Source organism: Catellatospora aurea, from assembly GCF_042663325.1.
GTDB classification, from domain to species: Bacteria; Actinomycetota; Actinomycetes; order Mycobacteriales; family Micromonosporaceae; genus Catellatospora; species Catellatospora aurea.
The window spans coordinates 44,311-69,809 of sequence record NZ_JBHTAC010000030.1 but is presented as its reverse complement, the minus strand read 5'-3'; the positions used below and the strand labels follow the sequence as shown (position 1 = coordinate 69,809).

Annotated in this window: 23 protein-coding genes; 12 read left to right on the top strand and 11 right to left on the bottom strand. The window is 71.9% G+C overall.

The features are described 5' to 3' along the window. Positions 1–87 precede the first annotated feature (87 nt). Positions 88–699, bottom strand: a complete 612-nt coding sequence (locus ACFQO7_RS25315) for a hypothetical protein (RefSeq protein WP_376808705.1) — start codon at positions 697–699, stop codon at positions 88–90. Between the two features lie 189 nt (positions 700–888). On the opposite strand from ACFQO7_RS25315, the gene ACFQO7_RS25310 reads away from it, so the two are divergent. Beyond that, positions 889–1,407, top strand: coding sequence for a YfbM family protein (locus tag ACFQO7_RS25310; RefSeq protein ID WP_376808704.1), 519 nt, complete (start codon positions 889–891; stop codon positions 1,405–1,407). 79 nt (positions 1,408–1,486) lie between these two features. On the opposite strand, the gene ACFQO7_RS25305 is transcribed toward ACFQO7_RS25310, so the two are convergent. The 3 genes from ACFQO7_RS25305 to ACFQO7_RS25295 form a co-directional block, all read right to left on the bottom strand. Further along, complete coding sequence (locus ACFQO7_RS25305) at positions 1,487–2,629, bottom strand: aromatic ring-hydroxylating oxygenase subunit alpha (RefSeq protein ID WP_376808703.1); 1,143 nt, start codon at positions 2,627–2,629, stop codon at positions 1,487–1,489. Continuing rightward, complete coding sequence (locus ACFQO7_RS25300; protein WP_376808702.1) at positions 2,626–4,245, bottom strand: phytoene desaturase family protein; 1,620 nt, start codon at positions 4,243–4,245, stop codon at positions 2,626–2,628. Before ACFQO7_RS25300 ends, ACFQO7_RS25305 begins: the two co-directional genes overlap by 4 nt. 178 nt (positions 4,246–4,423) lie before the next feature. After that, positions 4,424–5,278 carry a class I SAM-dependent methyltransferase gene (locus tag ACFQO7_RS25295; protein ID WP_376808701.1) on the bottom strand — a complete coding sequence of 285 codons (855 nt, stop codon included), beginning with the start codon at positions 5,276–5,278 and terminating at the stop codon, positions 4,424–4,426. A 132-nt stretch (positions 5,279–5,410) separates the two neighbouring features. On the opposite strand from ACFQO7_RS25295, the gene ACFQO7_RS25290 reads away from it, so the two are divergent. The 3 genes from ACFQO7_RS25290 (at position 5,411) to ACFQO7_RS25280 (ending at position 10,637) form a co-directional block, all read left to right on the top strand. Beyond that, positions 5,411–8,464 carry an ATP-binding protein gene (locus ACFQO7_RS25290; RefSeq protein WP_376808700.1) on the top strand — a complete coding sequence of 1,018 codons (3,054 nt, stop codon included), beginning with the start codon at positions 5,411–5,413 and terminating at the stop codon, positions 8,462–8,464. A 132-nt stretch (positions 8,465–8,596) separates the two neighbouring features. Next, entirely contained in the window at positions 8,597–9,013 is a 417-nt protein-coding gene (locus ACFQO7_RS25285) for a ribosomal maturation YjgA family protein (protein WP_376808699.1), read from the top strand. Positions 9,014–9,332: 319 nt separating this feature from the next. Next, positions 9,333–10,637, top strand: coding sequence for a hypothetical protein (locus ACFQO7_RS25280; protein ID WP_376808698.1), 1,305 nt, complete (start codon positions 9,333–9,335; stop codon positions 10,635–10,637). Between the two features lie 66 nt (positions 10,638–10,703). On the opposite strand, the gene ACFQO7_RS25275 is transcribed toward ACFQO7_RS25280, so the two are convergent. Beyond that, entirely contained in the window at positions 10,704–10,970 is a 267-nt protein-coding gene (locus ACFQO7_RS25275; protein WP_376808697.1) for a hypothetical protein, read from the bottom strand. A gap of 89 nt (positions 10,971–11,059) precedes the next feature. Continuing rightward, positions 11,060–12,193, bottom strand: a complete 1,134-nt coding sequence (locus tag ACFQO7_RS25270) for a citrate synthase (RefSeq protein WP_376808696.1) — start codon at positions 12,191–12,193, stop codon at positions 11,060–11,062. A 68-nt stretch (positions 12,194–12,261) separates the two neighbouring features. Between ACFQO7_RS25270 and ACFQO7_RS25265 the strand changes: the two genes are divergently transcribed. The 4 genes from ACFQO7_RS25265 (at position 12,262) to ACFQO7_RS25250 (ending at position 16,202) form a co-directional block, all read left to right on the top strand. Continuing rightward, complete coding sequence (locus ACFQO7_RS25265) at positions 12,262–13,443, top strand: citrate/2-methylcitrate synthase (protein ID WP_376808695.1); 1,182 nt, start codon at positions 12,262–12,264, stop codon at positions 13,441–13,443. A gap of 82 nt (positions 13,444–13,525) precedes the next feature. Next, positions 13,526–14,728 (top strand): cation:proton antiporter domain-containing protein, encoded by a 1,203-nt coding sequence (locus ACFQO7_RS25260; RefSeq protein WP_376808694.1) that lies wholly within the window; start codon positions 13,526–13,528, stop codon positions 14,726–14,728. Positions 14,729–14,798: 70 nt separating this feature from the next. Beyond that, positions 14,799–15,788 carry a hypothetical protein gene (locus ACFQO7_RS25255; RefSeq protein WP_376808693.1) on the top strand — a complete coding sequence of 330 codons (990 nt, stop codon included), beginning with the start codon at positions 14,799–14,801 and terminating at the stop codon, positions 15,786–15,788. Between the two features lie 270 nt (positions 15,789–16,058). Continuing rightward, positions 16,059–16,202, top strand: coding sequence for a hypothetical protein (locus ACFQO7_RS25250; RefSeq protein ID WP_376808692.1), 144 nt, complete (start codon positions 16,059–16,061; stop codon positions 16,200–16,202). 12 nt (positions 16,203–16,214) lie between these two features. Here ACFQO7_RS25250 and ACFQO7_RS25245 read toward each other — a convergent pair whose 3' ends face one another. Beyond that, on the bottom strand, positions 16,215–16,886 hold the full coding sequence (locus ACFQO7_RS25245; protein WP_376808691.1) for a GOLPH3/VPS74 family protein: 672 nt from the start codon (positions 16,884–16,886) through the stop codon (positions 16,215–16,217). Positions 16,887–17,181: 295 nt separating this feature from the next. On the opposite strand from ACFQO7_RS25245, the gene ACFQO7_RS25240 reads away from it, so the two are divergent. Beyond that, positions 17,182–18,621: an APC family permease gene (locus ACFQO7_RS25240; protein ID WP_376808690.1), complete on the top strand. Its 1,440-nt coding sequence runs from the start codon at positions 17,182–17,184 to the stop codon at positions 18,619–18,621. Between the two features lie 74 nt (positions 18,622–18,695). On the opposite strand, the gene ACFQO7_RS25235 is transcribed toward ACFQO7_RS25240, so the two are convergent. After that, the gene (locus ACFQO7_RS25235) at positions 18,696–20,648 is read right to left on the bottom strand and encodes a primary-amine oxidase (protein WP_376808689.1); all 1,953 of its coding nucleotides are present in this window, start codon (positions 20,646–20,648) and stop codon (positions 18,696–18,698) included. Positions 20,649–20,792: 144 nt separating this feature from the next. On the opposite strand from ACFQO7_RS25235, the gene ACFQO7_RS25230 reads away from it, so the two are divergent. The 3 genes from ACFQO7_RS25230 (at position 20,793) to ACFQO7_RS25220 (ending at position 23,910) form a co-directional block, all read left to right on the top strand. After that, positions 20,793–21,500: a HEAT repeat domain-containing protein gene (locus tag ACFQO7_RS25230; protein WP_376808688.1), complete on the top strand. Its 708-nt coding sequence runs from the start codon at positions 20,793–20,795 to the stop codon at positions 21,498–21,500. A 118-nt stretch (positions 21,501–21,618) separates the two neighbouring features. After that, the gene (locus tag ACFQO7_RS25225; protein WP_376808687.1) at positions 21,619–22,608 is read left to right on the top strand and encodes a hypothetical protein; all 990 of its coding nucleotides are present in this window, start codon (positions 21,619–21,621) and stop codon (positions 22,606–22,608) included. Positions 22,609–22,779: 171 nt separating this feature from the next. After that, on the top strand, positions 22,780–23,910 hold the full coding sequence (locus ACFQO7_RS25220; protein ID WP_376808686.1) for a hypothetical protein: 1,131 nt from the start codon (positions 22,780–22,782) through the stop codon (positions 23,908–23,910). A gap of 23 nt (positions 23,911–23,933) precedes the next feature. On the opposite strand, the gene ACFQO7_RS25215 is transcribed toward ACFQO7_RS25220, so the two are convergent. The 3 genes from ACFQO7_RS25215 to ACFQO7_RS25205 are packed head-to-tail and all read right to left on the bottom strand — an operon-like array spanning position 23,934 to position 25,469. Beyond that, positions 23,934–24,380: a hypothetical protein gene (locus ACFQO7_RS25215; RefSeq protein ID WP_376808685.1), complete on the bottom strand. Its 447-nt coding sequence runs from the start codon at positions 24,378–24,380 to the stop codon at positions 23,934–23,936. Then, positions 24,380–24,826: a hypothetical protein gene (locus ACFQO7_RS25210; RefSeq protein WP_376808684.1), complete on the bottom strand. Its 447-nt coding sequence runs from the start codon at positions 24,824–24,826 to the stop codon at positions 24,380–24,382. The genes ACFQO7_RS25215 and ACFQO7_RS25210 overlap by 1 nt, the downstream gene beginning before the upstream one ends. A gap of 4 nt (positions 24,827–24,830) precedes the next feature. Then, positions 24,831–25,469 carry a GOLPH3/VPS74 family protein gene (locus ACFQO7_RS25205; RefSeq protein WP_376808683.1) on the bottom strand — a complete coding sequence of 213 codons (639 nt, stop codon included), beginning with the start codon at positions 25,467–25,469 and terminating at the stop codon, positions 24,831–24,833. Between the last annotated feature and the right edge of the window lie 30 nt (positions 25,470–25,499).

Below are 25,499 nucleotides of genomic sequence, written 5' to 3'. Positions count from 1 at the left end.
CGACGCTGTCGTCGCGCCCCGACCTGCCCTGCGTCGACTGCCGTGCACACCGGACTCACCCGGCAGCGGCCGCCGGCGCGGGCAGGCCTAGGCCACGACCACGGCCAGGATCAGGAAGACGAACGGCAGGACACCGAGCGCCCAGCACACGGCCGCGGTGCCGAGCACCGTGCGGTAGAACCGGCGCGGCCGGGCCGGCTGCAGAACCCGGCCTTCCGCCTCGAGCGCAGCTGCGGCGGCGCTCTCCTCGGGCAGCGGCGGGAACAGCCAGCCGGCCCAGCCGACGACGGCGAGCGCGGGCAGTACCGCGATCAGCCACGCCAGGTAGCTGCCCTTGGGGCCGCCGCCGCGTCCGCTGCTGACGTGCGCGGGGACCTCCGGGCCGACATACCAGGCCAGCAGCCCGACCAGCACGGTGTACGCCAGCACCAGGGCGGCGTTGACCCAGCCCAGCCGCACCGATCGTCCCGCCTTGCGCGCCCAGAACGGGTGCAGCGCCGCGCTGGCGAGCGTGGCGACCGCGAGCACGGTCAGCAGCACGTATCCGGTGCTCTGCAGGCGCTGGTAGGCGTCGCGCAGCAGCGGGACCTCGTCGGCCAATGCGCTGAGCCAGATCGTCGCGCCGATGGTGATCACGATGACGGCGAGGCTCAGCACCGCGCGCTGATCACCGGTCCGAGGGGATGGGGTGGCGGTCACGGCCGGGATCGTACACATCAAGGTCACGTGGCCGCCGGGGCAGACGGCCTTGACGGCCTGACCCATAAATCTCGGCACGGCTACAGATCCTGAGCACCTGCGCCACGGCGTCCGCCCAGTAGCTGCGGCACGGGTGTTCACGGCTCAGCACCGTGACCTGGCCGCCGCTGTGTGATCTACGCTGCGCCGGTGAGCATCAACGGCAACTGGCTGCGGGTGACGCCCACCGAACTGGCGCGCGCCAAGGACGACCTCGACTGGGCCTATGCCCACGCCCAGGACCTGTCCGAGGACGCAGACCGGGCGCACAGCACCGGCAAAGCGTGGCACTCCCTGGACTACCTGCTGTTCCGGCGCGGCCTCAGGATTCCGATCGTGTCCGGGGCCGAGCAGTTCATCGACGAATCGGTCGGTGAGGTCGTCAACGAGCACGGCTTTCTCGCCTGGGAGGTCGACTGGGGTTACGGGCCGCCGCGTTACCTCACGCCCGAGCAGGTCGCCGCCGCGGCCGCCGAACTCGCCGACATCACCGAGGACGACCTGATCCGCGACGTCGACCAGGCAGAACTGGTGGAGGCCGAGATCTACCCCGACATCTGGGACCGGCCCGGCGAGCTGACCTGGACGGCCCACTGCCTGCCCGAGGTCAAGCAGTTCTTCGCGCTGGCGGCCAAGGATGGCGACGCGATCATCTGCTGGCTCGATTAGCTCTGTCGTAGCCGTCGGACAGCATCCGGAGTCGGCCTCGGCACGGCCCTGCGGCGGTGATCCGGTTCCCGACGAGCGGTTACGCTGCGTCGGGCGCCGAGCGGCCGAGCACCCCCGAGGGATCGCGGTAGGCCCGCGCCAGCAACGTGACCCAGTCGTAGATGGCGGTCTCGTTCGGGGCGAGCGGCCCCGGCTGGTAGTGCGGCGAGGCCAGGCCGCGCTGCACCGACTCGCAGGCCGCCCAGTCCTGCCGGTTCGTGACGTCCCAGAAGTCGACCGCGTACGACGGGTCGGTGACGGTGTCGTCGAACAGCCACAGGCACTCGACCTCGGTGCGGTCCGGGGCGAGCGGGGTCATCCGGTGCGCCATGACGTAGTCGGGGTGCAGCGACAGCAGCACGTTCGGGAACAGGCCCAGGTAGCGCACGGTGCGCCGGTCGACGCCGTCGAGCATCACCCCCTGCGAGCGCCCGTCGAGGGACATCGTCTCGGCGTGTTCGCGCAGTTCCATGGACCCGCCGAGCCAGTGGCCGGGCTCGTGCCAGTTGTCGCCGGAGTTCGGCGGGGTGACCGCGCACAGCTCCGGGTGGATCAGCGGGCAGTGGTAGCACTCGTGGTAGTTCTCGGCGATGACCTTCCAGTTCGCGGCGACCTCGTAGCGGTGCACGGCCTTGACGGTCAGCTTCCCCGGCGCGTACGGCGCGACCAGCGCGTCGAGGGTGCCCAGGTGCTGGTCGAACGGCATCGCGGTGCCGGTGGCGTTGACGAACACCCAGCCGTGCCAGTCGACGGCGGGCAGCTCGACCAGGCCGAACTGTCTGGCGGGGAAGTCGTCGCCCATGCGCGGCGCGGTCTTGAGCGCGCCGTCGAGGTCGTAGGACCAGCCGTGGTACGGGCACACGATCGCCCGGCGCTCGCAGGTGCCGCCGTCGGGCAGCAGTTCGTGGCCGCGGTGGCGGCACACGTTCGCGAACGCCCGTACCCCCGGGTCGGTGACGGTGAGCACGACCGCGACGTCGCCGACGGTCACGGCGTGCTGGTTGCCGCCCGCGGCCAGCTGCGCCCGCCGCCCCAGGCACGTCCACGACCCGGCGAACAGGTGCCGCCGCTCCCACGCCAGGACCGCCGGGTCGGTGTAGGCCTGCACCGGCAGCATCCGGGAGGTCCCGAACGGCCGCAGCGCCGCGTCGAGGCCGTCGGCGGGCAGCGGCGCGGCGGTCATCGCCGGCCCCGGCGGCCGGTGTCGCGCATGACCTGCCGGACCACGTTGCGGCCCGGGATACCGGTGACTCCGCCACCCCCGTGAGTAGCGGAACCGGCCTGGTAGAGGCCCTTGATCGGGGTACGCAGATCCGCGTAGCCGGCCGCCGGGCGGCAGTGGAACATCTGCCCCGGGGTCAGCTCGCCGTGGAAGATGTTGCCGCCGACCAGGCCGTACTCGTGCTCCATCTCGTGCGGGCCGATGATCTGGCGGCCGATGACCGAGTCGGTGAACCCGGGCGCGACGGCCTCCATCCGCGCGACGAGGCGGTCGGCGTAGGCGTCCAGTTCGGCGGTGTGCGGCTGCGCGGCCCAGGTGTGCGGCACCCACTGGGTGAACATGCTGACCACGTGCTTGCGCCGGGTGACATCGCTCGTGTCAGAGCCTGGGGCCAGGCTCGGGTCGAACACCGACGGGATGCACACGTCGGCGAACGGCAGCGTCGCCGCCCGGCCGGCGGCGGCTTCCTGGAACGCGGTCTCGACGTCGTCGAGGGACTCCGACAGCACGATCGTGCCGCCGTACACCGCCGGGTCGAACTCGGGGTGGCCGGCGAACGTCGGCAGCCGGTCCACCGCGAAGTTGACCTTCACGGTGCCGGAGCGCGTCTGCCACGACTCGATGTCGGCGACGAAGTCGCCGGGCAGGTCGGCGCGGTCCATCAGCCGCAGGAACGAGATCTTCGGATGCGCGGTCGTGATCACCGTCGGGGCGGTGAGCTGCTCGCCAGACTCCAGGGTCACGCCGGTGACCCGGCCTCCGGTGGTGTCGATGCGGGCCACGGCGGTCTCGGTGCGGATCTCCGCGCCGAACGAGCGGGCGGAGGCGGCCATCGCGGCGGTGACCCCGCCCATGCCGCCGCGCGGGAAGCCCCACGCCGCGGACTGGCCGCCGGTCTGGTCCAGGTGGTGGTGCAGGGTCACGAACGCGGTTCCGGCGCTGCGCGGGCCGCCCCAGGTGCCGATGACGCCCGACACCGACAGCAGGCCGCGCATGGCGTCGGATTCGAACCGGTCCTCGACCAGGTCGGCGACGCTGGCGGTGAACAGCCGGGTCAGGTCGAACGCGGCCCGGACGTCGATGTCGCGCAGCGTCTTGAGTAGCGCCGCCTGGCCGAGCAGGTCGCCGGGGCGCTTGCTGCCGAGCTTCGGCGGGATCGCGTCCAGCAGCGGGCCGACCTTCGCGCCGAGGCCGCCGAGCCAGGACTCCCAGCGCTCGTAGGCGTCGGCGTCGGCTTTGGAGAACTTGGAGATCTCCTCGTGGCGGTGCTGCGGGTCGGAGGCCAGGTGCAGGTGGCGGCCGTCGCGGCGGGGCGCGAAGTAGGGGCCCTGCTCGTACACGTGGTAGCCGTGCTCGGCCAGGCGCAGGTCGGCCACCATGTCCGGCGGGAGCAGGCTGACCACGTACGACAGGGAGGTGACCAGGAAGTCGGGGCCGAACGGGCGCTCGGACACCGCGGCTCCGCCGACGGTGTGGCGGCGTTCCAGCACGACCACCCGCCGCCCGGCGCGTGCGAGGTACGCCGCGGCGACCAGTCCGTTGTGCCCGCCACCGATGATGATCACGTCATGCGTCACGCAGAGAGTTTGACTGACTGACCACTCAGTTGGGAAGACCCTTGTTCACCACGCATTATTCATTACTGTCGGTATACACACTCGGCGACCAGGTCATCTCGGCAACCGGTCCGCCCCACTGGCCCGCCCCAGCAAGCCCAGCAGGCTGGGAAACCGGGCGGGCCAAGGGGCGCGACCGTCAGCGGGTCGCCGAAACCACGAGCATCTCGCAGGGCCCGACGAAGCCTTCCGGGCCCTCGAACGCCGCCAACTCGGCAGTGATCTCCGCCCAGGCCTCGTCCCGCTCCGCCGGCGACAGCCCGGCCAGCATCTGATGCAGGGCCCCGAACGACTCCCGCTCGAACCGGACGCAGTCGGCCGCGGACGGCAGCCGCACCGGCGAGTCGACCGCCTCGACGGTGATGTCATGGAACCCGGCACGGGCGAACGCGTCCTGCGCCGCCCCCGGCGCGCCGAGACTGAACGGTCCCGGCTGGCCCGGCAGCGGCGGCGGCAGCGCCGCCCGACGCCGGATGATCCCGACGGGCACCGAGAAGAAGCCGTTGCGGTCCGCGCCGGCGTAGACGACCGCGGCGACCCTGCCCCCCGGCCGCAGCGCGTTACGCATCCCCGCCAGCGCCGCCTGCTGATCCGGGAAGTAGATCAGCCCGACCCGGGAGATGACCGCGTCGAACGACGCCTCGGGCACGTCCAGGCGCTCCCCGTCCAGTTCGAGGACCGCCACGTTGGACAGCCCCGCCTCACGCGCGGAGCGCTCCGCGTACGCCAGGATCGCCGGCGAGATGTCGGTGGCCAGCACGTGCCCGCCCGGCCCGGCACGGTGCGCGGCGGCCAGCGTCTGCCCGCCCGCCCCGGCGGCCACGTCGAGAACCCGGCTGCCGGCGGTGATCCCCGCCGCGTCGAGCATCTGTCGCGTGGCCGCACCGAGCCAGTCCTCGATGAGCGGCCCCCACCGGTGCCAGGCCTCAGCGGCGTCCTGCCACTGCTGCCGGGTGGTGGACTTGTACACCTGCGGGTCGAACGTGGTCGTCACGGCTACCGCCCTCCGGAAATCTTCTGCCGGTCTGTTCCTGTCACCCGGTACGCGCCAGAACGGCACCCGCGACCGCCAGAAATCGCCTGGCACTTTGCCGACCGGACGCCGAAGCTGCGCGACAATGCCCGGGTGTCCACCTTCGTCGGCCGCCAAGACGCCCTGTCCCGCCTCGCGGCCGCGCTGGCCGCGACCGGTGGCTCCGGCTGGCGGCGGCCCGTGCTGGTACTCGTCAGCGGCGAGGCCGGGATCGGCAAGACCGCGCTGCTGGCCAGGTTCACCGCCGACGCTGCCACCGCAGGTTTCCGCACGGCGTGGGGCACCTGCTGGAACGGCGAGCAGGCACCCGCGTACTGGCCGTGGACCCAGGTGCTGCGCTGCCTCGACAACCCCGGTCCGCAGGCAGGACCGGCGGCCGCGGCGGGCCTGCTCGACGCGGAACCTGCGGGCGGCGACGCCGCCGGCGGCCGGCTGCGCGTGTTCGACGCAGTCGCCCGCACACTGGCGGCAGCCGTCCGGCAGGGACCCGTGGTGGTCGTCCTCGACGACCTCCAGTGGACCGACGACGCCAGCCTGGAACTGCTGCGCTTCCTCACCGGCATGACCTATCCGGGCGCGCTGCTGCTGCTGGCCGCCTACCGCCCGGACGAACTCGCCGCCCCCGCCGCCGCCACGATGGCCGCCGTGGCGCTGACCGCCGAACGGCTGCCGCTGCGCGGCCTGTCCCCTCAGGAGATCACCGAGCTGGTCCAGGCCCTCGCCGGGGCTGACGCGGCCGACCGGTGGGCCCCGGTCGTACACGAACGCAGCGGCGGACACCCGTTCTTCGCAGCCGAACTCAGCCGGCTGCTGTCCGACGGCCCCGCGGTCGGCACCGTACCCGCCGCGGTACGGGAGGTCATCGCGCGACGCACCTCCCGGCTGTCGACCGACTGCGCCCGCCTGGTCGAGGCCGCCACGGTCGGCACCGGCGCGCTGCTGCCCGACGTGCTCGCCGAGGTCACCGAACAGCCGCCCGCCCGCATCACGGAACTGACCGAACAGGCCACCGCCGCCGGCATCCTGACTGCCGACGGCGACGGGACCCGCTTCACCCACGACCTCTACCGCGAATCGATCTACTCGGCGATGTCCACCGCGCAGCGCCTGCACCTGCACGCCCGGTTCGCGGCAGCGTTACAGCGCCGGCACGAGCGCGGCGGGACCGTGTTCGCGGCCGAGATCGCCCACCACTGCACCGCCGCCCTGCCGCACACCATCACCCCGGCACTGCTGTGGGCCCGCCGCGCCGCGCAGGCCGACGCGCAGCGGTACGCGTTCACCGACGCCGCAGCCCACCTCGGCCGTGTCCGCGCCGCCGCCCTGGGCAGCGGCGCCACCCTCAGCGAAACCGAACATGTCGAACTGCTCACCGCCGAAGCCGACCACCGCCTGCGCGCCGGCGACCCCGCAACGGCACGCGACCTGCTCGACACCGCATGGCAGCGCGCCCGGCACACCGGCGAACCCGACCTGATCGGCGCGGTCGCGCTGGGCATCGACCGCATCGGCGCCCGCTTCGCCATGCCCCGCACCGACCTGGTCGACCGCCTCGAACAGGCCCACCACGCCCTCGCCGGCACCGCCACCGCCACCGAAGCCCAGGTCACCGCCGCGCTGGCCCGGCAGCTGCAGCACTCCGTGCCCGCGGACCGGCCCCGCGCCGCACCGCTGGCCGAACACGCCATCGCCGTCGCCCGCCACGTCGGCGACCCGGCCACGCTCGCCGGCTGTCTGCTCGCCCAGCACGACGTGCTGTGGACACCGGGCACCGCGACCCGCCGGGCCGAGATCGCCGCCGAGATCGGCGAGCTGTCCCGGCAGGCCCGCGACCCCGAACGCCATGCCCAGGCGCTGCTGCTCACCGCGACCGCGCAGCTGGAGACCGCCAACCCCGCCTTCCGGGCGACCCTGCACGCCTACGACCACGCCGCCCGGCAGCTGCGCCAGCCCCGCCACGACTACAACCTGCACATCCGCCGCGCAGCGCTCGCCCTGCTCGACGGCGACCTGGCCGGCGGCGAACGGCTCAGCGCCGAAGCCGCCGCGCTGGGCGAAGCCGTCGGCGACGCCGACGCCGGCAACGTCCGCATGTCGCAGCGCCTCGAGATAGTCCGGGCCCGCGGCGACGCGGCACAACTGCGCGACACCGCCGCCGAAGCCGTCTCCTGGTGGGTCGGCGCACCGGCGCACGCCCACGCCGTGGCCGCCGGCTTCTATGCCCGCGCGGGCGAACTCGACCTCGCCAGACGCGAACTGGACACCGTGCTCGCGCTGCCGGACTGGCGCACCGACCGGTCCTACCTGTGGTCGGTGTTCGTCGGCGAACTCGCCACCGCCGCCGTCGCCCTCGACGACCGTCCACTGTGCCGGCAGCTGCTCGGCGACCTGCTGCCGCTGTCGGAGACCTGCGCCGTCAACGCGGCACTGGTCGCCTTCATGGGCGCGCACGCCCACCGGATCGGGTCGCTGCACGCGGCCCTCGGCGAGCACGTCCCGGCCCGGCAGTGGCTGGGCCGCGCCGCCGAACTCCACCGCCGCCTCGGTGCCCGCGGCTGGCACGCCGAGTCGCACGCGGCGCTCGCCGCCCTCGACACGCAGCCCCGGAAGCAGCCCCCGCCGCGGCAGCGTGACGGCGAGGTGACGCTGCAGCGGATCGGCGACATGTGGCAGGCCGCATACCGTGGCCGGACCGTGTTCCTGCGCGACTGCAAAGGGCTGCACGACCTCGCCGCGCTGCTCGCCGCGCCGGGCGTCGACCACCCCGCGCTCGCTCTGGCCGGAGCCGCCGCGGCCGGCGCCGACCGGGCCGATCCGGTGCTGGACCGCACGGCGCTGGCCGCCTACCGGCGACGGCTGGCGGCATTGGACCAGGAGATCGCCGACGCGGACGACGACCACGACCTCGGCCGCCGGCACGCCGCGACCGACGAGCGCGAGCAGCTGCTGACCCAGCTGCGCCAGGCCACCCGCCCGGACGGCGGCAGCCGGCCCCTGGGCGCGTCGGCGGCCGAGCGGGCCCGCAAGGCGGTGACCGCCCGTATCCGCGACGCGATCACCCGTATCCGCGAGGCGCTGCCCGAACTGGCCACGCACCTCGACCGGACCGTGCGCACCGGCAACACGTGCCGCTACGACCCACGTTGACAGCGAGCGGGTCGGCCGTCCGCCCGCGACGGCGAACGCCCAGTCGGTGTGGCCGTCCAGCCGCGCCTCCCAGCGCGTAGGCGATCACCAGACCAGCTGCCGTCTTGGCCGCGTGCTACTTATGATTGCGCGATGTCGCTCGCTGTGCGGTGGATTCGGCTGTCGATGGCGGTATCGGCGGCCGGCTTCGCAGGCGCGGCCTTCGCCTTCCGCGCCACGATGGACGGTCCCATCGAACAGTACTCAGGCGCCGCCCTGTCCGCGGCCATCGTCTACACGATAGTGATCTTCATTTGGCCGCGGATCTCCCCCTGGTCGGCCGGCAGCGCCGCGATCGCATACTGCTGGTTCATCGAGTTCGCGCAGCTCACTCCCATACCTGAGGCAATCTCCCAACGCAGCTGGTTCGCGCGCCAGCTGCTGGGCGCCCAGTTCGATCCCGTTGATGTCGCCTGGTATCCCGTCGGCGTCATCCCACTGGTCGCCGCGCATTGGTTCCTCCGCGACCGCACACGTTCCCGAACAAGTCCGACACCCGCTGCGCCTTAGCTTGCGTTGGATCTCGGTCGCCTGCTGCGACGCCAAGTGTCGATGGCGTTCGGACGTCGACGCGACGGGACCGGCCACCGCATGATCCGCAGGGCGGCCGCCGCCGCGGAGCGGACCGCGCCGTGCGGGTCGAATTCATGCGCCGCGAGCCGTTCCCGGGCCACGGACCCGCCGAGCTTGCCCAGCGCCGTCGCCGCTGCGGCATTCAACCGTGTTCAGGGCCGCCGCGCTGACCCCGGCGGCGACAACCGACGATGCCCGCCATGGCGTTCACCACCCAGGCAAGGACGGATGGCCCTTAGACCAGGAAGCGGTGATCGTGTACCAGCAGCCGGCCTCGACCACGACCGCGGCGATCGACCTCGGCGCGGGCTGGCGGCAGCAGCCGTCCGAACGCGACAATCCCGGCACGCGCCGCATGCTGCGGCCGGTCGCCGCCGCCGTCGCGGCCGTCCTGGTGCTGGCGCTCGGCGGTGCGGTGCCCGCACGCCTGCTGCGCGAACTGGCCGCCATCGCGTTCACCGCACAGGGCGACTTCCAGATCGTCGACGATCTGCTGCTGGTACGCGACGCGGACCGGCTCGCCGGATACCGGCTCGACGACGGCGCACAGGCCTGGAGCATGCCACTGCCCGGGGCGGCGGGCAGCGGCATGACGTCCACCGCGGCGGTGCCCGGCGTGATCCTGACGGAGATGCAGGACCGGGCCACGGGCGCCCGGACCACCTACGCGATCGACGTCGTCGCCGGGGTGATCCGCTGGCAGGACGGGCTGCCGGTGACCGCGCTCGGTGAGGTGGCCGTCGCGATATGGTCGACCGGCCAGGACCGGACCTCGATGCAGGTCACGGTCCGGGACCTGCGCACCGGGCAGCCGCGCTGGGACATGCGGGAGGTGCTGCCGGCGATCGACTTCTCGGCCACCGTCGCCGGCCCGGGTCCGATACCGATCTGGACGCTCGGGCGCGACGGCGAGCTGACCGAGCGTGACCTGCGCGACGGGACGGTGCTGCGCCGGCAACGGCTGGACCTGCACGGGGCCGTGCCGACCGACCTGAACGTCCTCGGCGACGAGCTGACCCTCGAGACGGCGCTCGGCGGCGTGAAGACGACTGCCCGGTACACCACCGCCGACCTCGCACCCGTCGCGCTCACCGCACCGTACGTGTTCCGCGCGGACTGCGGCGCGCACTGGTGCACATCGACGCTGCCGACGACCGACGAGGCCGACACGACAACGGTCGCGATCGTCGACAAGGCCACCGGCGAGGAGCGCCGAAGCTTCCCCAACGGCAGCAGCGTCGTGCCGACACCGCTCGGGCTGCTGGTGGCAGGGCCGCAGCCGCGCGGGAACGGGCTGCCGGTCCTCGCGCTGCTCGACGCGGCGACCGCCCGGCCGCTGGCCGACCTCACGGACTGGGACCTGCACATGGGCTCGGCCACGTCGGTGACGGTGCTGATCCGGGGCAGGAACCCCCGGCAGGTCGGGTGGCTGACCCCGGGCGGCGTCGAGCTGACCCAGCTGCCCGTGGCCGTGCTCGTGAGCCGGTGCGGGTTCGCGCCGCGGATCGTCGTGTGCCCGGGCGATGCCGGCGGCCTGACCCTGTGGCGGGTGACCGGCTGACCCACCGGCGGGAGCGGTGGGCCGGCCGGCACCGTGTAGGGCGGCGCCGGCCGGTCCGGTCCGGGCTCAGTCGATGTTGGCCTGCGGTCCGGCGTACGTGCGCAGCAGGTTAGGCACGTCGGCGGCCGCGTCGAGGGTGTAGGAGTAGAAGCTGCTCGGCGTGAACGCCGACCCGAGGGTCTGCTGCTTGCCGGTGCAGCTGACGCAGATGCTGCCGCTCTGGCGCAGCTGCGCGGTCGAGTCGGGGTAGTACGGGTCCTTGACGTTGTCGAAGTAGCTGTTCTCCAGGACCATCCGGGCCGGTCGGCACGTGCCCGACATGGTGACACCCATGAATATTGGTTGTAAAGCCGAACCAATGAACGAGCCCCACGGAGGACACGACCCGACGTCACGCCCGCCCGCAGGGCCCCGGCCTCTGCTCAAGGAACGGGCTGCGGCGGCACCTCCCCCACGTACCGCGAGTCCGGGCGGATGATCTTCGAGTCTTCGGCCTGCTCCAGCACGTTGGCGCACCAGCCGATGACGCGGCTGACGGCGAACGTCGGAGTGAACATCTCCCGTGGCAGCCCGCAGAGCTCCATCACCACACCCGCGTAGTACTCGACGTTGGTGTGCAGCTCACGGCCGGGCTTGAGCTCGGCCAGCAGCGCCAGCACGCGCGCTTCGACCGAGACCGCGAAGTCGACGAGGTCGCCGCCGAGCTGGCGGGCGATGCCCCGCAGCAGGCGCGACCGGGGGTCCTCGGTGCGGTAGATCGGATGCCCGAACCCCATGATCCGCTCGCCCGACAGGATGCGGGCGCGCAGCCAGTCGTCGGCGCGGTCCACCGAGCCGATCGCGTCCAGGGTGTCCAGCGCCCGGCTGGGCGCCCCGCCGTGCAGCGGTCCGGACAGCGCGCCGAGCGCCCCACCGATGCATGCGTACAGGTCGGCGCCGGTGGAGGCGATGACCCGGGCGGTGAAGGTGGAGGCGTTGAAGCCGTGGTCGACGGTCGCGATGAGGTACTGCTCGATCGCGCGGGCGTGCACGTCGGACGGTTCCCGACCGGTGATCACGTAGAGGTAGTTCGCGGCGTGCGGCAGGTCGTCGCGCGGGGCGACCGGCTCCAGCCCGAGGCGCAGCCGGTACAGCGCGGCCAGCAGCGTGGGAGTCATCGCGCACAGGCGCATCGCCTGGACGCGGCGCTCGGCGGCCGACGTGTCATAGAGCGGGCGCGCCCCCGCGGCCAGCCCGGCCACGGCCAGGGCTGCCCGCAGCCCGCCCATCGGGTCCACTGCCGACGCGGCGGCGGCGATCGCGGGCAGCGCCGCCGCGACCGCGTCGGGCAGGTGCCGCAGCGGCGCGACCTCCGCCGGCAGCGCGGCCGGGTCGGACGGCAGCGAGCCGTCGATCAGCAGCGCCCAGACGTCTTCGAGCGTCCGGCGACCGGCGAGGTCGATCGCCGAGTACTGCCGGTAGTGGTAGAAGCCTTCGAGGCCGCGGACGTGGCCGATCGTGGTGTCGGTGACCACCACTCCGGCGAGCCCGCGCGGGACGGTGACGGTGTCAGTCATGGCAGCAGACTCGTCCCGCGGTCGACCGCTGGTCAACGTTGATTCAGTCAATGTGAGACCATGCCCACATGGCCGAGGAACAGCTGCTCACCACCGCAGAGGTCGCACAGCGCCTGCGCATCAAGCCCGAGACGATCTACGCGTACGTGAGCCGCGGACTGTTGACCAGGGTCAAGGTTCCCGGCGAGCGGATCAGCCGGTACCGCCTGTCCGACGTCGAACGGCTCGCCTCGCGCAACCAGGCCACCCGGCCCGACCGCGACGCCGCCCCGGCGATGCGCACGGCGATCACCTTGATCGCGTACGGGCGGCTGTTCTATCGGGGCCGTGCCGCCGCCGACCTGACCGGCACCCCGTTCGAGCAGGTCGCCGACTGGCTCTGGACCGGCCGGATGGGTGCGCCGAGATTCGAGGCACCGCCGGAGAGCCTGCGGCGGGCACGCGAGGCGAGCGGGCATCTCCCGCCGCACGCCCGCCTGTTCGACCGGCTGCCCGTCGTGGTCGCCGTCGCGGCCGCGATGGATCCGCTGCGGTTCGACCTCGCCCCGGACACGGTCGCGGCGCAGGCGCCGGGTCTGCTGTCCACGATGGTCGACGCGCTGCCCGCGCAGGGCGCACCCGCCGACGGCACGCTCGCCGCCCGGCTCTGGTCACGGCTGACCGCCGCACCCACCGACGCGGCCGGCCTGCGGGCCCTGAACGCGGCCCTCGTCCTGCTCGCCGACCACGACCTGGCCGCGTCGACCATCGCCGTACGCGTCGCCGCCTCGACGCGGGCCAACCCCTACGCGGCGGTGTCGGCGGGCCTCGGCGCGCTGGACGGCCCGATGCACGGCGCACTCGGCGCGAGGGTGTTCCGGATGATCGAGGCGGCCCGGCGCGACGGCGCTGCCGCGGCGGTGGCCGAGCAGCTGCGGGTCGGCCGCCTGCCCGGATTCGGGCAGGCGCTGTACGCCGAGGGCGACCCCCGGGCCGCCGCCCTGCTCGACCTGACACCCATGCCGGACGACCTGCGGGCGACCCTCGACGACCTCGTGGCGACCGCGCCCACGCGACCGAACATCGACTTCGCGGTGGCCGCGCTGGCCCACGCCACCGGCATGGGTCCGGACGCGACCGAGGTCGTCTTCGCCATCGCCCGGACCGCGGGGTGGATCGCGCACGCGATCGAGGAGTACGCCCAGCCGCCGCACCGCTTCCGGTGGAGCAGCGGGTACACCGGCCCGACACCGTCGCGCACCGACGGCTGAGCGCGGCAGCCGCGGGTCCTCACCGACTTCCCACCACGAAACGGACTAAAACCGCCAGAATGGGCAGGGTGAGGAGTCGCCCGTGCTCGCCGTACTGATGCTCGGCCTGGTCCTGGTCATCTGGGCCGTGCTCGCCCGACCGGCCCAGCGCTACAGCGTCACCGTGCCCATCGCCATGGCCGCCGCCGGCCTCATCCTCACCAACGGCAGCAATCCCCTGGTCAACATCGAGGTCACCGGACCCATCGTCCGGCACCTCATCGAGATCACCCTCGCCCTGGTCCTGTTCACCGACGCCACCGAGATCAGCGTGCAATGGCTGCGCGAGACCGGCCGCGTACCCATGCGCATGCTGTTCATCGCGTTCCCGCTGACCGTCCTGCTCGGCTTCGCCGCCGGCGTCCCGCTGCTGCCCGGCGCCGGCTGGTGGGTCTGCGCCATCTGCGCCGCCGTGCTCGCCGCCACCGACTCCACCCCGATCCTGCCGCTGCTGCACGACCGGCGCCTGCCCTCCGGCATGCGCCATACCATCACCGTCGTCAGCGGCCTCGACGACGGCCTCGCCGCACCGCTGGTCCTGCTGCTGCTCGCCGGGGCCGTCGCCAGCACGGACCTGGAGAGCGTCCTGCTGGAACTGCTCATCGCGCTGGTCGCGGGCCTGATCGTCGGATTCGGCGGAGCCAGGATGCTCTCGATGGCCCGCGAGCGCGGCTGGAGCACCCCGGAGGCCGACCGGGTCGGCCTGCTCGCGCTCGCGATCACCGCGTTCGCGATGGGCGAGGTGCTGCACGGCAACGGGTTCGTCGCCGCGTTCGTGGCCGGGCTGGCCGCCCGCGCGACCGCCCCGCACATGCCGCACGCGGCGCTGCAGACCGTGTCGGACACCGCGATGGTGCTGTCGGCGGCGGTGTGGTTCGTGTTCGGGTCGCTGGTCGTGCCCGCGTTCATGGACGGCCTGGACTGGCGGGTGTTCGTGTACGCGTTCCTGTCGCTGACCCTGATCAGGATGGTGCCGGTGGCGCTGTCGCTGCTGGGCAGCCACGTGCCGTGGCGCGAGCGCTGGGCGCTGGGGTTCTGGGGGCCGCGCGGGCTCGACAGCATGGTGCTGGGCATCATCGCCCTGGAGCAGCTGTCGGGCCTGGACGCGGACTGGGTCGCCGACGTGGTCGTCGTCGTGATCAGCCTGAGCATCCTGATCCACGGGCTGTCCGCCCGCTACTTCGCCTGGTGGTGGGACCGGCGCAGCCGCGCGCTCGCGGCATCGGCCGGCCCTTCCACGCATTAGTGCAAGCCTGCGTATCGGCCGGTCGGGCGGGCGGGCCCACCACGGCAGGATCTTGCTCTAACCTCTGGCCATGTCCCTCCTCGATCGTCTTCTGTCACGGCGACCGCAGGTCACCACCGTCACCGATCTCGCCATGGATGACGCCGAACTCGCCGCCGTGCGGGACCTGGCCGACGCCGGCGGCGATTGGCGGCCCGTCGCCCGCCTGCTCCGCCAGGAGCTCGACGCCGATCGGCGAGGCACTCAGTTCAACACCTTCGCCGCCGCTGCGGCCGCCGACGGCCGCTGGCTCGACAAGTGGCTCGCCGACGAGCCTGATGCGCCCGAGGCACTGACGCTGCAGAGCTGGACGCTCGTGCAGCGTGCCTGGCTGGCCCGTGGCGGCAGGTTTGCCAGGTACACCCCCGCGGAGGCGTTCCGGCAGTTCCATCGCATCCTCGGCGAGGCCGAGCAGGCGTCCGCCCGCGCGCTGGCCGCCGACCCGGACGAGCCGGTCGCCTGGGTGGCCGCACTGTGGCTCGCCGTCGGACAGCAGGAAGGACTCACCGAGTTCACCCGCCGGTGGGACGGCCTCCGCGCGTGCGCACCCCACGATCGGCTGGGGCACAACGCCGCCCTGCAGTATCTGTGCGCCAAATGGCAGGGCTCGCATGAGCAGATGTACGCGTTCGCCCGCGACGTCACCGACAGCGCGCCTGCCGGCTCCCCGCTGGTGGTGCAGATCATTCAGGCGCACATCGAATACGCGCTGGTGGAGAACGAGCAGGCCGCCACCTTCTGGAAGCGGTCGGACGTGCGCGACGACCTGGCCGCTGTGCTGCGCCGCTGGCAGTCCGAGGGCCCGCACACCCACGCCCTGGCGCTGCACGATCGCAGCCTTCTCGCATTCGCACTCTGCGAAGCCGGAATGTGGGAGCAGGCGGCCGACCTGTTCGAGTCCGCCGACCATCGGGTCTATGAGTACCCGTGGTATTACAAGGCATACTCCCAGCGTCACCTCGCCGAAGCACACGGCAGGGCGATGCGCCACCGCCGCGGGCGTGCTGACCGCACCGCTTGACCGCGCACGATCAGCTCTTGCGGCCGGTCCGGTGGTGGCGTCCCACCGGACCGGCCACCCCAGCCCGCTTCTCCCGGACGGGCTGAGCGGTGCCCTCAGCCGCGCACGTCGGCCGGCATGGCTGAGGGCACGTGCTTCGCGAACCCGATCGCGAAAGGTCGGCCCGGCCCCGGGGCGGTAGCCGGGCCAACCGGGCAAATCGTACAACCGTGGAACGAAGGTATTGACCGAATTCCGCCGTGTGTCGCCCGGCCGCCGATCCGGCTCGCGGTGAGCGGGCCCGCCGCCGGGACCGTCTGGCACGACGGCAGCTGCGACCGGGACGACATGCTCTTCGTGGAGAACGAGCTCGGGCAGCCGGCCGCCTTCGGCGAGTGGTATCTGGACTGCTCGCCGACGCCGAGCGCAGCCTGACGGCGGCCGCCGTCAGCGACGCACCCGACGGGCCAGGGCGGCCTTCGTCGTGGTGACGCCCTTGATGATCGCCTGCTCGGCCGGGTGCATCCGGTCGAGCAGCAGCGCCGCGTTGTAGGCCGCCTCGTCCGGGCTGACCGTCGGGATCGCCTCCCACATCTCCATCGCCGCGACCAGGCCCGCCAGCACCGCGTAGTGCGGGTTGGCGGGCGGCTGGCGGCGGCCCGGCGGGTCGCGCAGCACACCGAGCATCAGCGAGCGCGGCCGGGCGGCCACGAACGGGTTGACCGCGACCAGGCGACTCTGCCGGCCGAGCATGCCGCGCTGCACCTCCTCGATCACCGCCTGGCGCTTGAGCCGCTCGGCGACCAGCGCGTACAGGTCCTCGCGCAGGTAGTCGATCCACGACGCGGCCGGGTGCGTGACGGGTTCCTGCGCGGCGACCTTGCCGAGCACGTGGTCGAGGACCGGGTCGCCGGTGAACGTGGGCGTGGTGCGCACGACGACCGCGCCCTCGTCCAGGGCGATCGCGCGCTGCCAGCCGAGCTCGATCAGCACGGCGGCGGCCAGGCCGAGACCGAACTGCTCGTCCCCCGCGTGCTTCTTGCCGGTGTACTCATGGTGGCCGATGAGGAAGAGCTCGTCGGCCACGGCGAACCGGTCGGAGACGGGGAGAGTCGACATGAGGGTCCTAGATGATGTTCACTGCGCGCCGGAGGGTGTCCTGGCATGCCACAGCGCATGCCTTCGTCTGTGCAAATTGGAAAGGCTAGTGGAGTACGCCGATCCGTTCAACAGCCTACGCATCGAGGGTGACATACTTCATTAACAATGTGTAACGCACATTGAGCCATGTACCTGCACGCATTACTATGCACCGACCGTTCACCCCGAACCCAGGACTAGAGGACCCATGACCACCTCTGAACAGACACGGGGATCTGCAATCCCCTCGGGCGCGTCCTCCCCCTTACCGCCCATGCTCGCCCCCGCCGACCTCGGCCTCGCCCGCCGCCGGCTCAGCACCAGCTCACTGGTCTTCTTCACCGTCTCCGCCAGCGCGCCGATGACCGTGCTCGCCGGCGGCGTCGTCGCCACGTTCGCCGTCACCGGCTCGGTCGGGGTGCCGCTGGCGTTCCCGATCGTCGCCGCCGCGCTCGCGCTGTTCGCCGTCGGCTACGCCGCGATGAGCCGCCACGTCGTCAACGCCGGCGTGTTCTACGCGTACGTGTCGCAGGGGCTCGGCGGGGCGCTGGGGGTCGGCGCCTCGTTCGTGGCCCTGCTGGCCTACAACGCCATCCAGATCGGCCTCTACGGCCTGTTCGGCGCCGCGCTCGGCGGATTCGTCGAGGCCAACGGCGGCCCGGCGTGGCACTGGTGGGTATGGGCACTGGCCGCGCTCGCCCTGGTCGCGATCCTGGGCCTGCTGCGCGTCGACCTCAACGCCAAGGTCCTCGCCGTGCTGCTCATCGCCGAGGTCGCCGCGGTCGTCCTGTTCGACATCGGCTCGTTCGCCAACCCCGCCGGCGGCTCGATCACCTTCGACGGCCTCGACCCGGGCAACCTGTTCGGCCCCGCCATCGGCGGCGTGCTCGCCTTCACCGTGGCCGCGTTCGCGGGCTTCGAAAGCGCCGGCGACTACGCCGAGGAGGCCAAGGACCCCCGCCGCACGGTGGCCCGCGCCCTGTACACGGCCATCGCCATCACCGGCGTGCTGTACGCGCTGTCGGCGTGGGCGCTGACCGTCGGCGCGGGCCCCGACAACGTCGTCGCCCAGGCCCAGGACCCCGCCGCGGGCCTGCCGTTCTCGCTGATGGGCGCGCACTTCGGCGACACCGTCGCCAACATCGCGAACCTGCTCCTGCTCACCAGCGTGTTCGCGGCACTGCTGTCGTTCCACAACACCGTCGCCCGGTACCTGTTCGCCGCCGGACGCGAGAAGGTGCTGCCCGCCTCGCTGGCCCGCACCGGCCGGCGCACCTCCGCGCCGTTCGTCGGCTCGCTGCTGCAGACCATCCTGGCCGTCGTCGTCGTGGCCGTGTTCGCCGCGCTCGACCGCGACCCGGTGCTGGAGCTGTTCACCTGGCTGTCCTACGTCTCCGCCGTCGGCCTGCTGGTGCTGATGGTCGGCACGTCGGTCGCCGTGCTCGCGTACCTCAACCGCCACCGCGGCGCAGAGACGCTCTGGCAGCGCACCATCGCCCCGGTCCTGGCCACCCTCGCCCTCGGCGCGATCACCGTCATGACGATCGTCAACTCCGACGCGATGCTGGGCGCCGAGGCGGACTCGCCGCTGCGCTACATCCTGCCCGGCCTGGTCGGTGTCGCCGTCGTGCTCGGCGCGGCCTGGGGCCTGGTGCTGCGCTCGTCGCAGCCCGCCGTGTACGACCGGATCGGCAAGGGCGGCCCGGCCGAATGAGCCGCGCCCCACGGGGGGCCACAGCTGTGCGGCAGGGGCGGACGCGACGGCGTCCGCCCCTGCTCTCGTCCAGCTCAGGAGCAGCAGCCGTCGCCCTCGGCCGTGGGCGCGCAGTGCGACGCCGTCGAGGCGGGCACGTCCAGGGTCGGGTTGCGGTCGAAGAAACCGACCGGCTTGAGCGTGAACCCGGCCCGGTCCACCGGCATGACCGGCCAGTCCTCGGTACGCGGGAAGTGCGTCAGGCCGAACGTGTGCCACAGCACCACATCCGTCGCCGTCAGGTCCCGGTCCCGGGCCGTCCACGCGGGCAGCCCCGCCCCGCCGGCGTGCTGGTTCGGCAGGTCACCCGACGGGTAACGCTCGGCCGGGTCGTACGCCGTCACCCACAGGTGGTGCGTCGCGAACGCCGCCCGCTGCGAGATCGACGCCGACGGGTCCGCGGCCAGCACCGGCTGACCCTGCGGGAACAGCGCGTAGCCGACCGGCTGGCCCAGCCGGTTGAGTTTGCCCGGGTTCACCACGTGCCAGGCGCGGGCGCTGGCCGGCTCGGCCATCCGCGCCGCCTGCGACTCGCGCGCAAGCGGCGTCACCTGCTTGGTGAACGCGTTGCCGTGCGGGTTGTCCGGCCCGACCGGCAGCCGCTGCAACTGCACCTCGTTGACCGTGTTCGCGACACCGTCGACGGTCATGTCCAGCCGCGCGCACCACATGTGCTGGTGGTACGGCCCGCCCAGCCCCGGCGCGACCTCGTCGGCGTACGGGCTGCCCGGCACGTACGACGAGGTGAACATGACACCGGTCGCCTTGCACTCCAGCTCGATCGTGCCGTCCAGGTACAGGTACCAGTAGAAGCCGTAGTCGTAGTTGCCGACCGTGACGAAGAACGAGATCACCAGCCGCCGCTGCCGCCGCGTCTCCGACGAGCCGGTGAACAGGTCGGTGTGCTTCCACAGCACCCCGAAGTCCTCCTCGTGCATGCAGATCGCGTTCGGGCGCGTCTGCGGCTCGCCCAGGTCGTCGGCGACCACCGCGTCGAAGTAGTGGATCTCACCGAGGCAGTCGCAGCCCAGCTGCAACGCGTTGACCTGCGCGCCCAGGCTGTACTCGCCCGCGTCGAAGTAGTTCTGCCACCAGCGGGCGGGTGAGGGGTCCGCGTACGGCACGACCATCTCGGCGACACTGGCCCGGTAGACGATGTCGCGGCCGTTGAGCGACAGCTGGTGCAGGGTCAGTCCCTCCCGGGCGTCGAACCCGATCCGGAACTGCCAGCCCTCCCAGCTCACCACGTCGTCGTCGACGGTGAAACTCGGCCCCTCCGGCTGCGTGATCTCGATCGGCTTCAGCGTCGTGCGCAGCGGGCCGACGTACTGCGGGTCGTCGTGGTTGTGCTCGGTCGACGGCACCGGCAGCAGCACGTCGTCGATCAGCTCGATCACCCGGCGCTCGGTCAGGTCCACGTACGCGACCACGCCGTCGACCGGGTGCGCCCACGGGTGGTCGGCCTCGCGGTGGCGTACGAACGACAGCACCCGCACCATGCGCCGGCCCTGCTCGTCCGGCTTGGTCGCCGCACCTGCCGACAGCGGGCACGGGCACACCAGGTCCAGGTCGGTGATGCCGCGCCGGGCCATCGCCGCCCGCCAGCCCTCGTCGGCCTTGACGATCTCGTCGGCGGCGATGTACTCCTCCAGCATGATCGCCGGCTGCCCGTCGCGGACCGGGTCCAGCTTCCGCCGGCTGTCGACCTCGCCCTTGGACAGCGACACCACCGTGTCGGTCGCCACGCCGGTCGCGACGTCCAGCAGGATCACCCGGGCCCGCCGCGGCACCACCGCGCCACCGGTGTCGAGCACCTCGCCCTTGGCCGGCTCCTCCAGCCCCACATACGTGAACCGGGTCGACTCCCCCACCAGCCCGGCCGCGCTGAGCACCGATCGGGCCTGGCGCATCTCCTCGGCACTGAGGCGGGCCAGCGGGTGGGCGGCGTCAGGCTGCGGGGAGATCTGATGCAGCGCCGAAGAACTCATAGGTGCACGCCTCTTTCTAAGACAGTCACGGACACCCGAACATCCTCTGCGCAGCCAGGTCCGATGTCGAGTCCGAAGTGGCGCGGGCACCGGAAGCGGCGGCAGGCGAGCGCCGCCGTGCACGCTGATGACATCCTCGGTCACGTGTTGACACATCAGCTGACCCAGCTGCTGATGCAGGCGCGCCATACGGACCCGCCCGCACGGCGAGCCGCCGTGACCGGGCTCGGCACGCTCGCCGCCCGCCCGATGCTCGACCCCGTCCAGGTCGAAGCGATCGCCGAGGCCGTCATCACCGCCGCACACGATACCGACCCGACGGTGCGGACGAGGGCCGCCCGCGGACTCGGCCGCCTCCCCGCCGCTCGCGGATCCGAAGCTCTGGCGGCACTCCTCACCGACGGCGACCATGCGACCCGCGAGGCGGCCGTCCGCGCGCTCGCTCAACTGGATCCCGTGACAGCCCAGTCGGTCCTGGTCTCAGCCGCCCGCCATCAGGACGCCGCGGTCAGGGTCGCCGCACTGACCGGGCTGCGCCGGCTGCCGGCGTCCGGCCGGTCGGTCGCGGTCCTTGTGGCAGCGCTGTCGGACGACCATCACGGGGTCCAGGGAACCGCGATGGCCGGCCTGCTGGCGTTCACCGCCCGCGATCCACGATTGGCCTCCACCCTCACCGGCATGGCCCGCGAAGGTCTCGGTTCCGACCATGCACCGCTCAGGGAGATCTGCCTGGAGTTGCTGTACCGCCTCGGCGTGCCCGGCCACCGCGACCGATGCCTCGCCGCCCGCACCGACCCGCACCCGCGGGTGCGGTGGCGGGCCGCCCGCGGCCTGGAGTACGCGCACGCCTGAACCTTCCGGAGCGAGCGGCTGGACAGATCATCGACACGATGGGGTCGGCGGCGCGGCGGCGGCCCTAACCTGGCGACACCGGCGGGTCGGGTCCCGTCGCGACGCCGAGGAGGCGGAGATGGGTTCGGTATCGCGCAGCACGATCCGCCGGACATTGACGGCGCTGGTGGCGACCGCGCTGCTGGCGGCCGCATCGGCATCCGCACAGGCGGCACCGCCTCCCCCGGGATCGGACACCGACCCCTACAACCCCGGCATCGTCTACCGCACCGTGTACAGCCGTCCCGCGTCGGCCAGCGTCGTGGAGTTCAGCGCGGCCTGCCCGGTGGGCTACCGGCCGTACGGCGGCGGCGCGCAGATTCTCGGCGCCACCAACCAGGTGCTCATCCAGCGAACCGAGCCCGTGCACAACGCCACCGAGAGCGGCTTCTTCGTCAGAGCCGTCGAGCGGTCCGATCTGCTCTACGGATACGCGGGGACGTGGCAGCTGCGGGTCACCGTGGCCTGCGGGCCGGCCTACCCGGACCTGACCTACGTGCGCGCCACGACGGTCACGAGCAGCACGACGACCAAGGCCGCCATCGCGCAGTGCCCGGCCGGGCTGACCCGGGTGGGCATGGGCGCGCAGATCAACACCGACGCCCGCGCGGTGCGCTTCGACGACGTCGGGTTCGGCATCTTCAACACCCCCTGGGCGTCGTTCCCGCAGATCCCGAACTCGGCTCGGGCGATCGCCAGCGAGCTGCCGTTCGGCACCGCAGCGACGTGGAGCGTCAGCGCCGTCGTCGTGTGCGCCACGACCCCGCCGAACGTGTTGTTCCACGGCGAGCAGCACGGCTACGGCAACCCGGTCGGCCCGGGCGGCCAGCCCGTCTACGCCGACCGGATCGAACAGGAGCCCTGCGGCGGCTGGTATGAGGACAACCACTCGTACATGACCGGGGTCGGCGGCGGCCAGAACGGCGACCCGGGCAAGGTCGGCCTGCAGTGGTACTTCGACGCCGACGACAAGGAGATCGGCGTCATGGAACTGATCCTCGACGGCGGTGGCTACTCCGGCGCCTGGATGGGGCCCTATCTGAGCGTCATCTGCGTGACGAAGGCCTGATTCGCAGTCGTCAGCCAAGGTTGGCGGCGTCCGGGCCCTTCCCAACATCGTGTCAGTCCGCCACCTCCTCTTGATTCGGCGATGCGATCTTTACCGCAGGTCGGTCGAACGCTTGTCGCGCCTATATACGATGCTGGCCGAGTTCTGGCCCACAAGGAGGTGCGGAGCGCCGTGAGTTTCCATTCCGTGGCCAACGCCGCTGGTGTTGCCATCGTCACGGCCCAGGCACTCAAGCTGATGGCAACATTATTAGCGATTCGGTGGATTGCCAGGCATGGGCGGGAGTTCTCTCGACTCTTGCGCGCTCACTCAGACGACTTTTCCGAGGCCGTCTACTGGGATCTGCTCGACCGCACGAATGCCAGAACAGTTCGGCCGCTGGGAATTTTGGAGTACCGCCTCCAGCGTTATGCCAGCGCGAAGCCTCCCCTGATGGCGAAGAGCCTGCGGCTCGCTCGTTTCATGTGTTTCGACTTCGTCTCCATCGGGGTAGCGAGCATGGCCCTGCTGTACACAGCGAGCTCCCCTGCGCTCACGCGATACGCCGACAACACGCTGGTTGCGCTGGCGACGGCCGCAGCAGCTCTAATCGTCGGGCAGCTCGTTGCGCTGTACGCCGAGGCATGCGTCTCCTACGCGGCGATGGGCTCGTACGGCCTCGCTTTTCACCAGGCCAGTCGCTATCACGACGCGGCAAGTGCGTCGGTTCCGTACATCTCGGAGATCAAGACCCTCGCGGGTGCGATCATCTATTCGCTGGGGTCTGGTGCATTCATCCTGTACTTCGCGGCCTCCCACGGGGGCGATTTCGCGTCGTTCCAGGTTTCGGGAACGACGTTCACGGGAACAATCCCGGACTTGCTGAACTGCCTCTACTACTCTCTCACGACCTTCTTCACGGTCGAGACACCCGAACCGACGACGGGTGGTGCACGTCTGGCTGTGACCGCCATCGTCACTCAGGCCGTATGCGCCTTGATCCTCGCCATGTCGACTTTCACGATGTATGCCAGCTCAACGAAGGAACCCAAAGGCGCAGACGCAGCGATGCCCGCCGCAACTTCGTCAGCAGCGACTCCTAAGGCCGAATCCGATGGCCGGATCACTCAACCTGTCCGTACGAATCGGTCCGCCAACCGCACGGGGGCACTGTTCTGGGGCGGCGCGTTATTCGGCGTAGCGCTGACGATCGCCGTCCGTACGAGGCGAAGTGACCGGCAGCGGCAGGGCAATGGCACGGCTGCAGATCAGCAGTCACGTTCGGGGAAACAGGCCGACAACCCGCAAGGAGTGCGGGACTAGGTCCATCATCCATCTTCACCTGGCTATCCCACCAGGTTGGCGGCGTCCGGGCCCTCGCCCCAGATGTTCATGGCGGTCCAGCGGGTCAGCCCGTAGACCAGGGTCCAGCCGACCGGGGTCAGGTAGAGCGCGACGATGACGTACGCGGCGATGGTCCCGGCCTGGATCCGGTCGCGCAGCGACTGCTCGCCTTCGCCCCGCAGCGCCCGCCGGCCACGCCAGGCCAGCAGCACCGCGAACAGCGGCGCGAGCCACACCACCGCCATGGCGAGCAGTGTGAGCAGGCCGAACGGCTGCAATATCGAGCCGCGGACCGACATTCCTTCGGGCAGCGGCGCGTAGACCATGTCGTAGACGCTGTTGCTGTTGCCGCCGTGCACGCCGCCGATCAGGTCGAACAGGAAGACGAACACGGCCAGCCCGAACGCCCACACCAGGGCCAGTTGCGCGCGCCAGAGTCGGTCGGTCATCAGTCCAGCACCCAGTTCAGCAGCAGGCGGCCCGGCGGCAGCACGGTGAAGGTCACGAACGCGACGGTGAGCCCGCCCGCGATGTACATCCACCGCCGCAGCCCGTCGGGCATCTGGCGGCGGTACCGGGCCAGGGACGTGAACGACATCAGCAGCGACAGCACCGCCAGCGGCGGCCCGACGATCGTGATGAGCAGCGCGGGCAGGGCCGCCCACACCAGCGGCCCCGGCAGCGCGTCACCGGGGGCCTGGCAGCCGGTGACCTCCGAGCAGTGGTCCGTGCCCTGGAAGGTGAACAGGAACAGGTACGGCAGCCCCGCGCCGAGGGTGTACAGCGCGACACTCGCCAGCTGCGCGGCGACGAGCAGCCGCGCGGCGAGGAAGCGGGGTCGGGGCACCGGCACGTCCGGAGCATACGAGTCGTCGATCTTCCGCGCCAGACCCATGCGGTCAGCCGTGGGCCTGCAGGGCGACCGCGGCCACGGCGGAGTCGACGGCGGCGAGCAGGTCCCGGTAGCCGGGCACGAGCCGGCCGGGCAGCTCGGCCAGGCGCTGGCGCATCGTGGCGGTGGACAGGGTCGGCGCGACGATGGTCAGGTCGACGGCGTTGGCGATGCAGGCCAGCAGCGCCGACTGCGGGTCGAAGTCGCCGGGCCTGGTGAGCAGGAAGCCCAGCCGCACCATCGAGCGGGTGGCCTCGGTCGGGTCGGTCGCCGGGAAGCGGACCTGCGTCCGGCCGGTGAACGAGCGGCTGGTCTCGCGCCGGACCACGCCGTGCCCGACGAGCCGGTAGCCGACCAGTTCCTTGATGTCGGCGCGCAGATGCTCAACCCACTGGTGCACGCGGTGCCCGGGGCCGACCTGCTGCAGTTGCGCGACGATCTGGTCGACGACGGGGTCGCCGTTCTGCTTGGCGGTCCAGCCGGTGAGGCGGCCGCCGTCGACGGTGACGGTTTCGGCGATCATCAGCTCGCCGAGCGCGGCCGCGGCCAGGCCGACCGACAGCACGTCGTGGTTGAGCTTGGGCTTGCCGCTGTACTCGTCGTGTCCCATCACGAACAGCTCGTCCGCGAGCGCCAGCTCTGGCATCGATTCCCCCCAATGGACCCCGGAAAAGCG

What these genes read in the sequence shown, in the direction of transcription:
- ACFQO7_RS25245 (WP_376808691.1), bottom strand. Translation starts at nt 16,886, where the DNA reads ATGTCGACTCTCCCCGTCTCCGACCGGTTCGCCGTGGCCGACGAGCTC.
- ACFQO7_RS25205 (WP_376808683.1), bottom strand. Translation starts at nt 25,469, where the DNA reads ATGCCAGAGCTGGCGCTCGCGGACGAGCTGTTCGTGATGGGACACGAC.
- ACFQO7_RS25285 (WP_376808699.1), top strand. Translation starts at nt 8,597, where the DNA reads ATGTCGCTCGCTGTGCGGTGGATTCGGCTGTCGATGGCGGTATCGGCG.
- ACFQO7_RS25240 (WP_376808690.1), top strand. Translation starts at nt 17,182, where the DNA reads ATGCTCGCCCCCGCCGACCTCGGCCTCGCCCGCCGCCGGCTCAGCACC.
- ACFQO7_RS25225 (WP_376808687.1), top strand. Translation starts at nt 21,619, where the DNA reads ATGGGTTCGGTATCGCGCAGCACGATCCGCCGGACATTGACGGCGCTG.
- ACFQO7_RS25275 (WP_376808697.1), bottom strand. Translation starts at nt 10,970, where the DNA reads ATGGGTGTCACCATGTCGGGCACGTGCCGACCGGCCCGGATGGTCCTG.
- ACFQO7_RS25265 (WP_376808695.1), top strand. Translation starts at nt 12,262, where the DNA reads ATGGCCGAGGAACAGCTGCTCACCACCGCAGAGGTCGCACAGCGCCTG.
- ACFQO7_RS25305 (WP_376808703.1), bottom strand. Translation starts at nt 2,629, where the DNA reads ATGACCGCCGCGCCGCTGCCCGCCGACGGCCTCGACGCGGCGCTGCGG.
- ACFQO7_RS25235 (WP_376808689.1), bottom strand. Translation starts at nt 20,648, where the DNA reads ATGAGTTCTTCGGCGCTGCATCAGATCTCCCCGCAGCCTGACGCCGCC.
- ACFQO7_RS25270 (WP_376808696.1), bottom strand. Translation starts at nt 12,193, where the DNA reads ATGACTGACACCGTCACCGTCCCGCGCGGGCTCGCCGGAGTGGTGGTC.
- ACFQO7_RS25255 (WP_376808693.1), top strand. Translation starts at nt 14,799, where the DNA reads ATGTCCCTCCTCGATCGTCTTCTGTCACGGCGACCGCAGGTCACCACC.
- ACFQO7_RS25210 (WP_376808684.1), bottom strand. Translation starts at nt 24,826, where the DNA reads ATGGGTCTGGCGCGGAAGATCGACGACTCGTATGCTCCGGACGTGCCG.
- ACFQO7_RS25215 (WP_376808685.1), bottom strand. Translation starts at nt 24,380, where the DNA reads ATGACCGACCGACTCTGGCGCGCGCAACTGGCCCTGGTGTGGGCGTTC.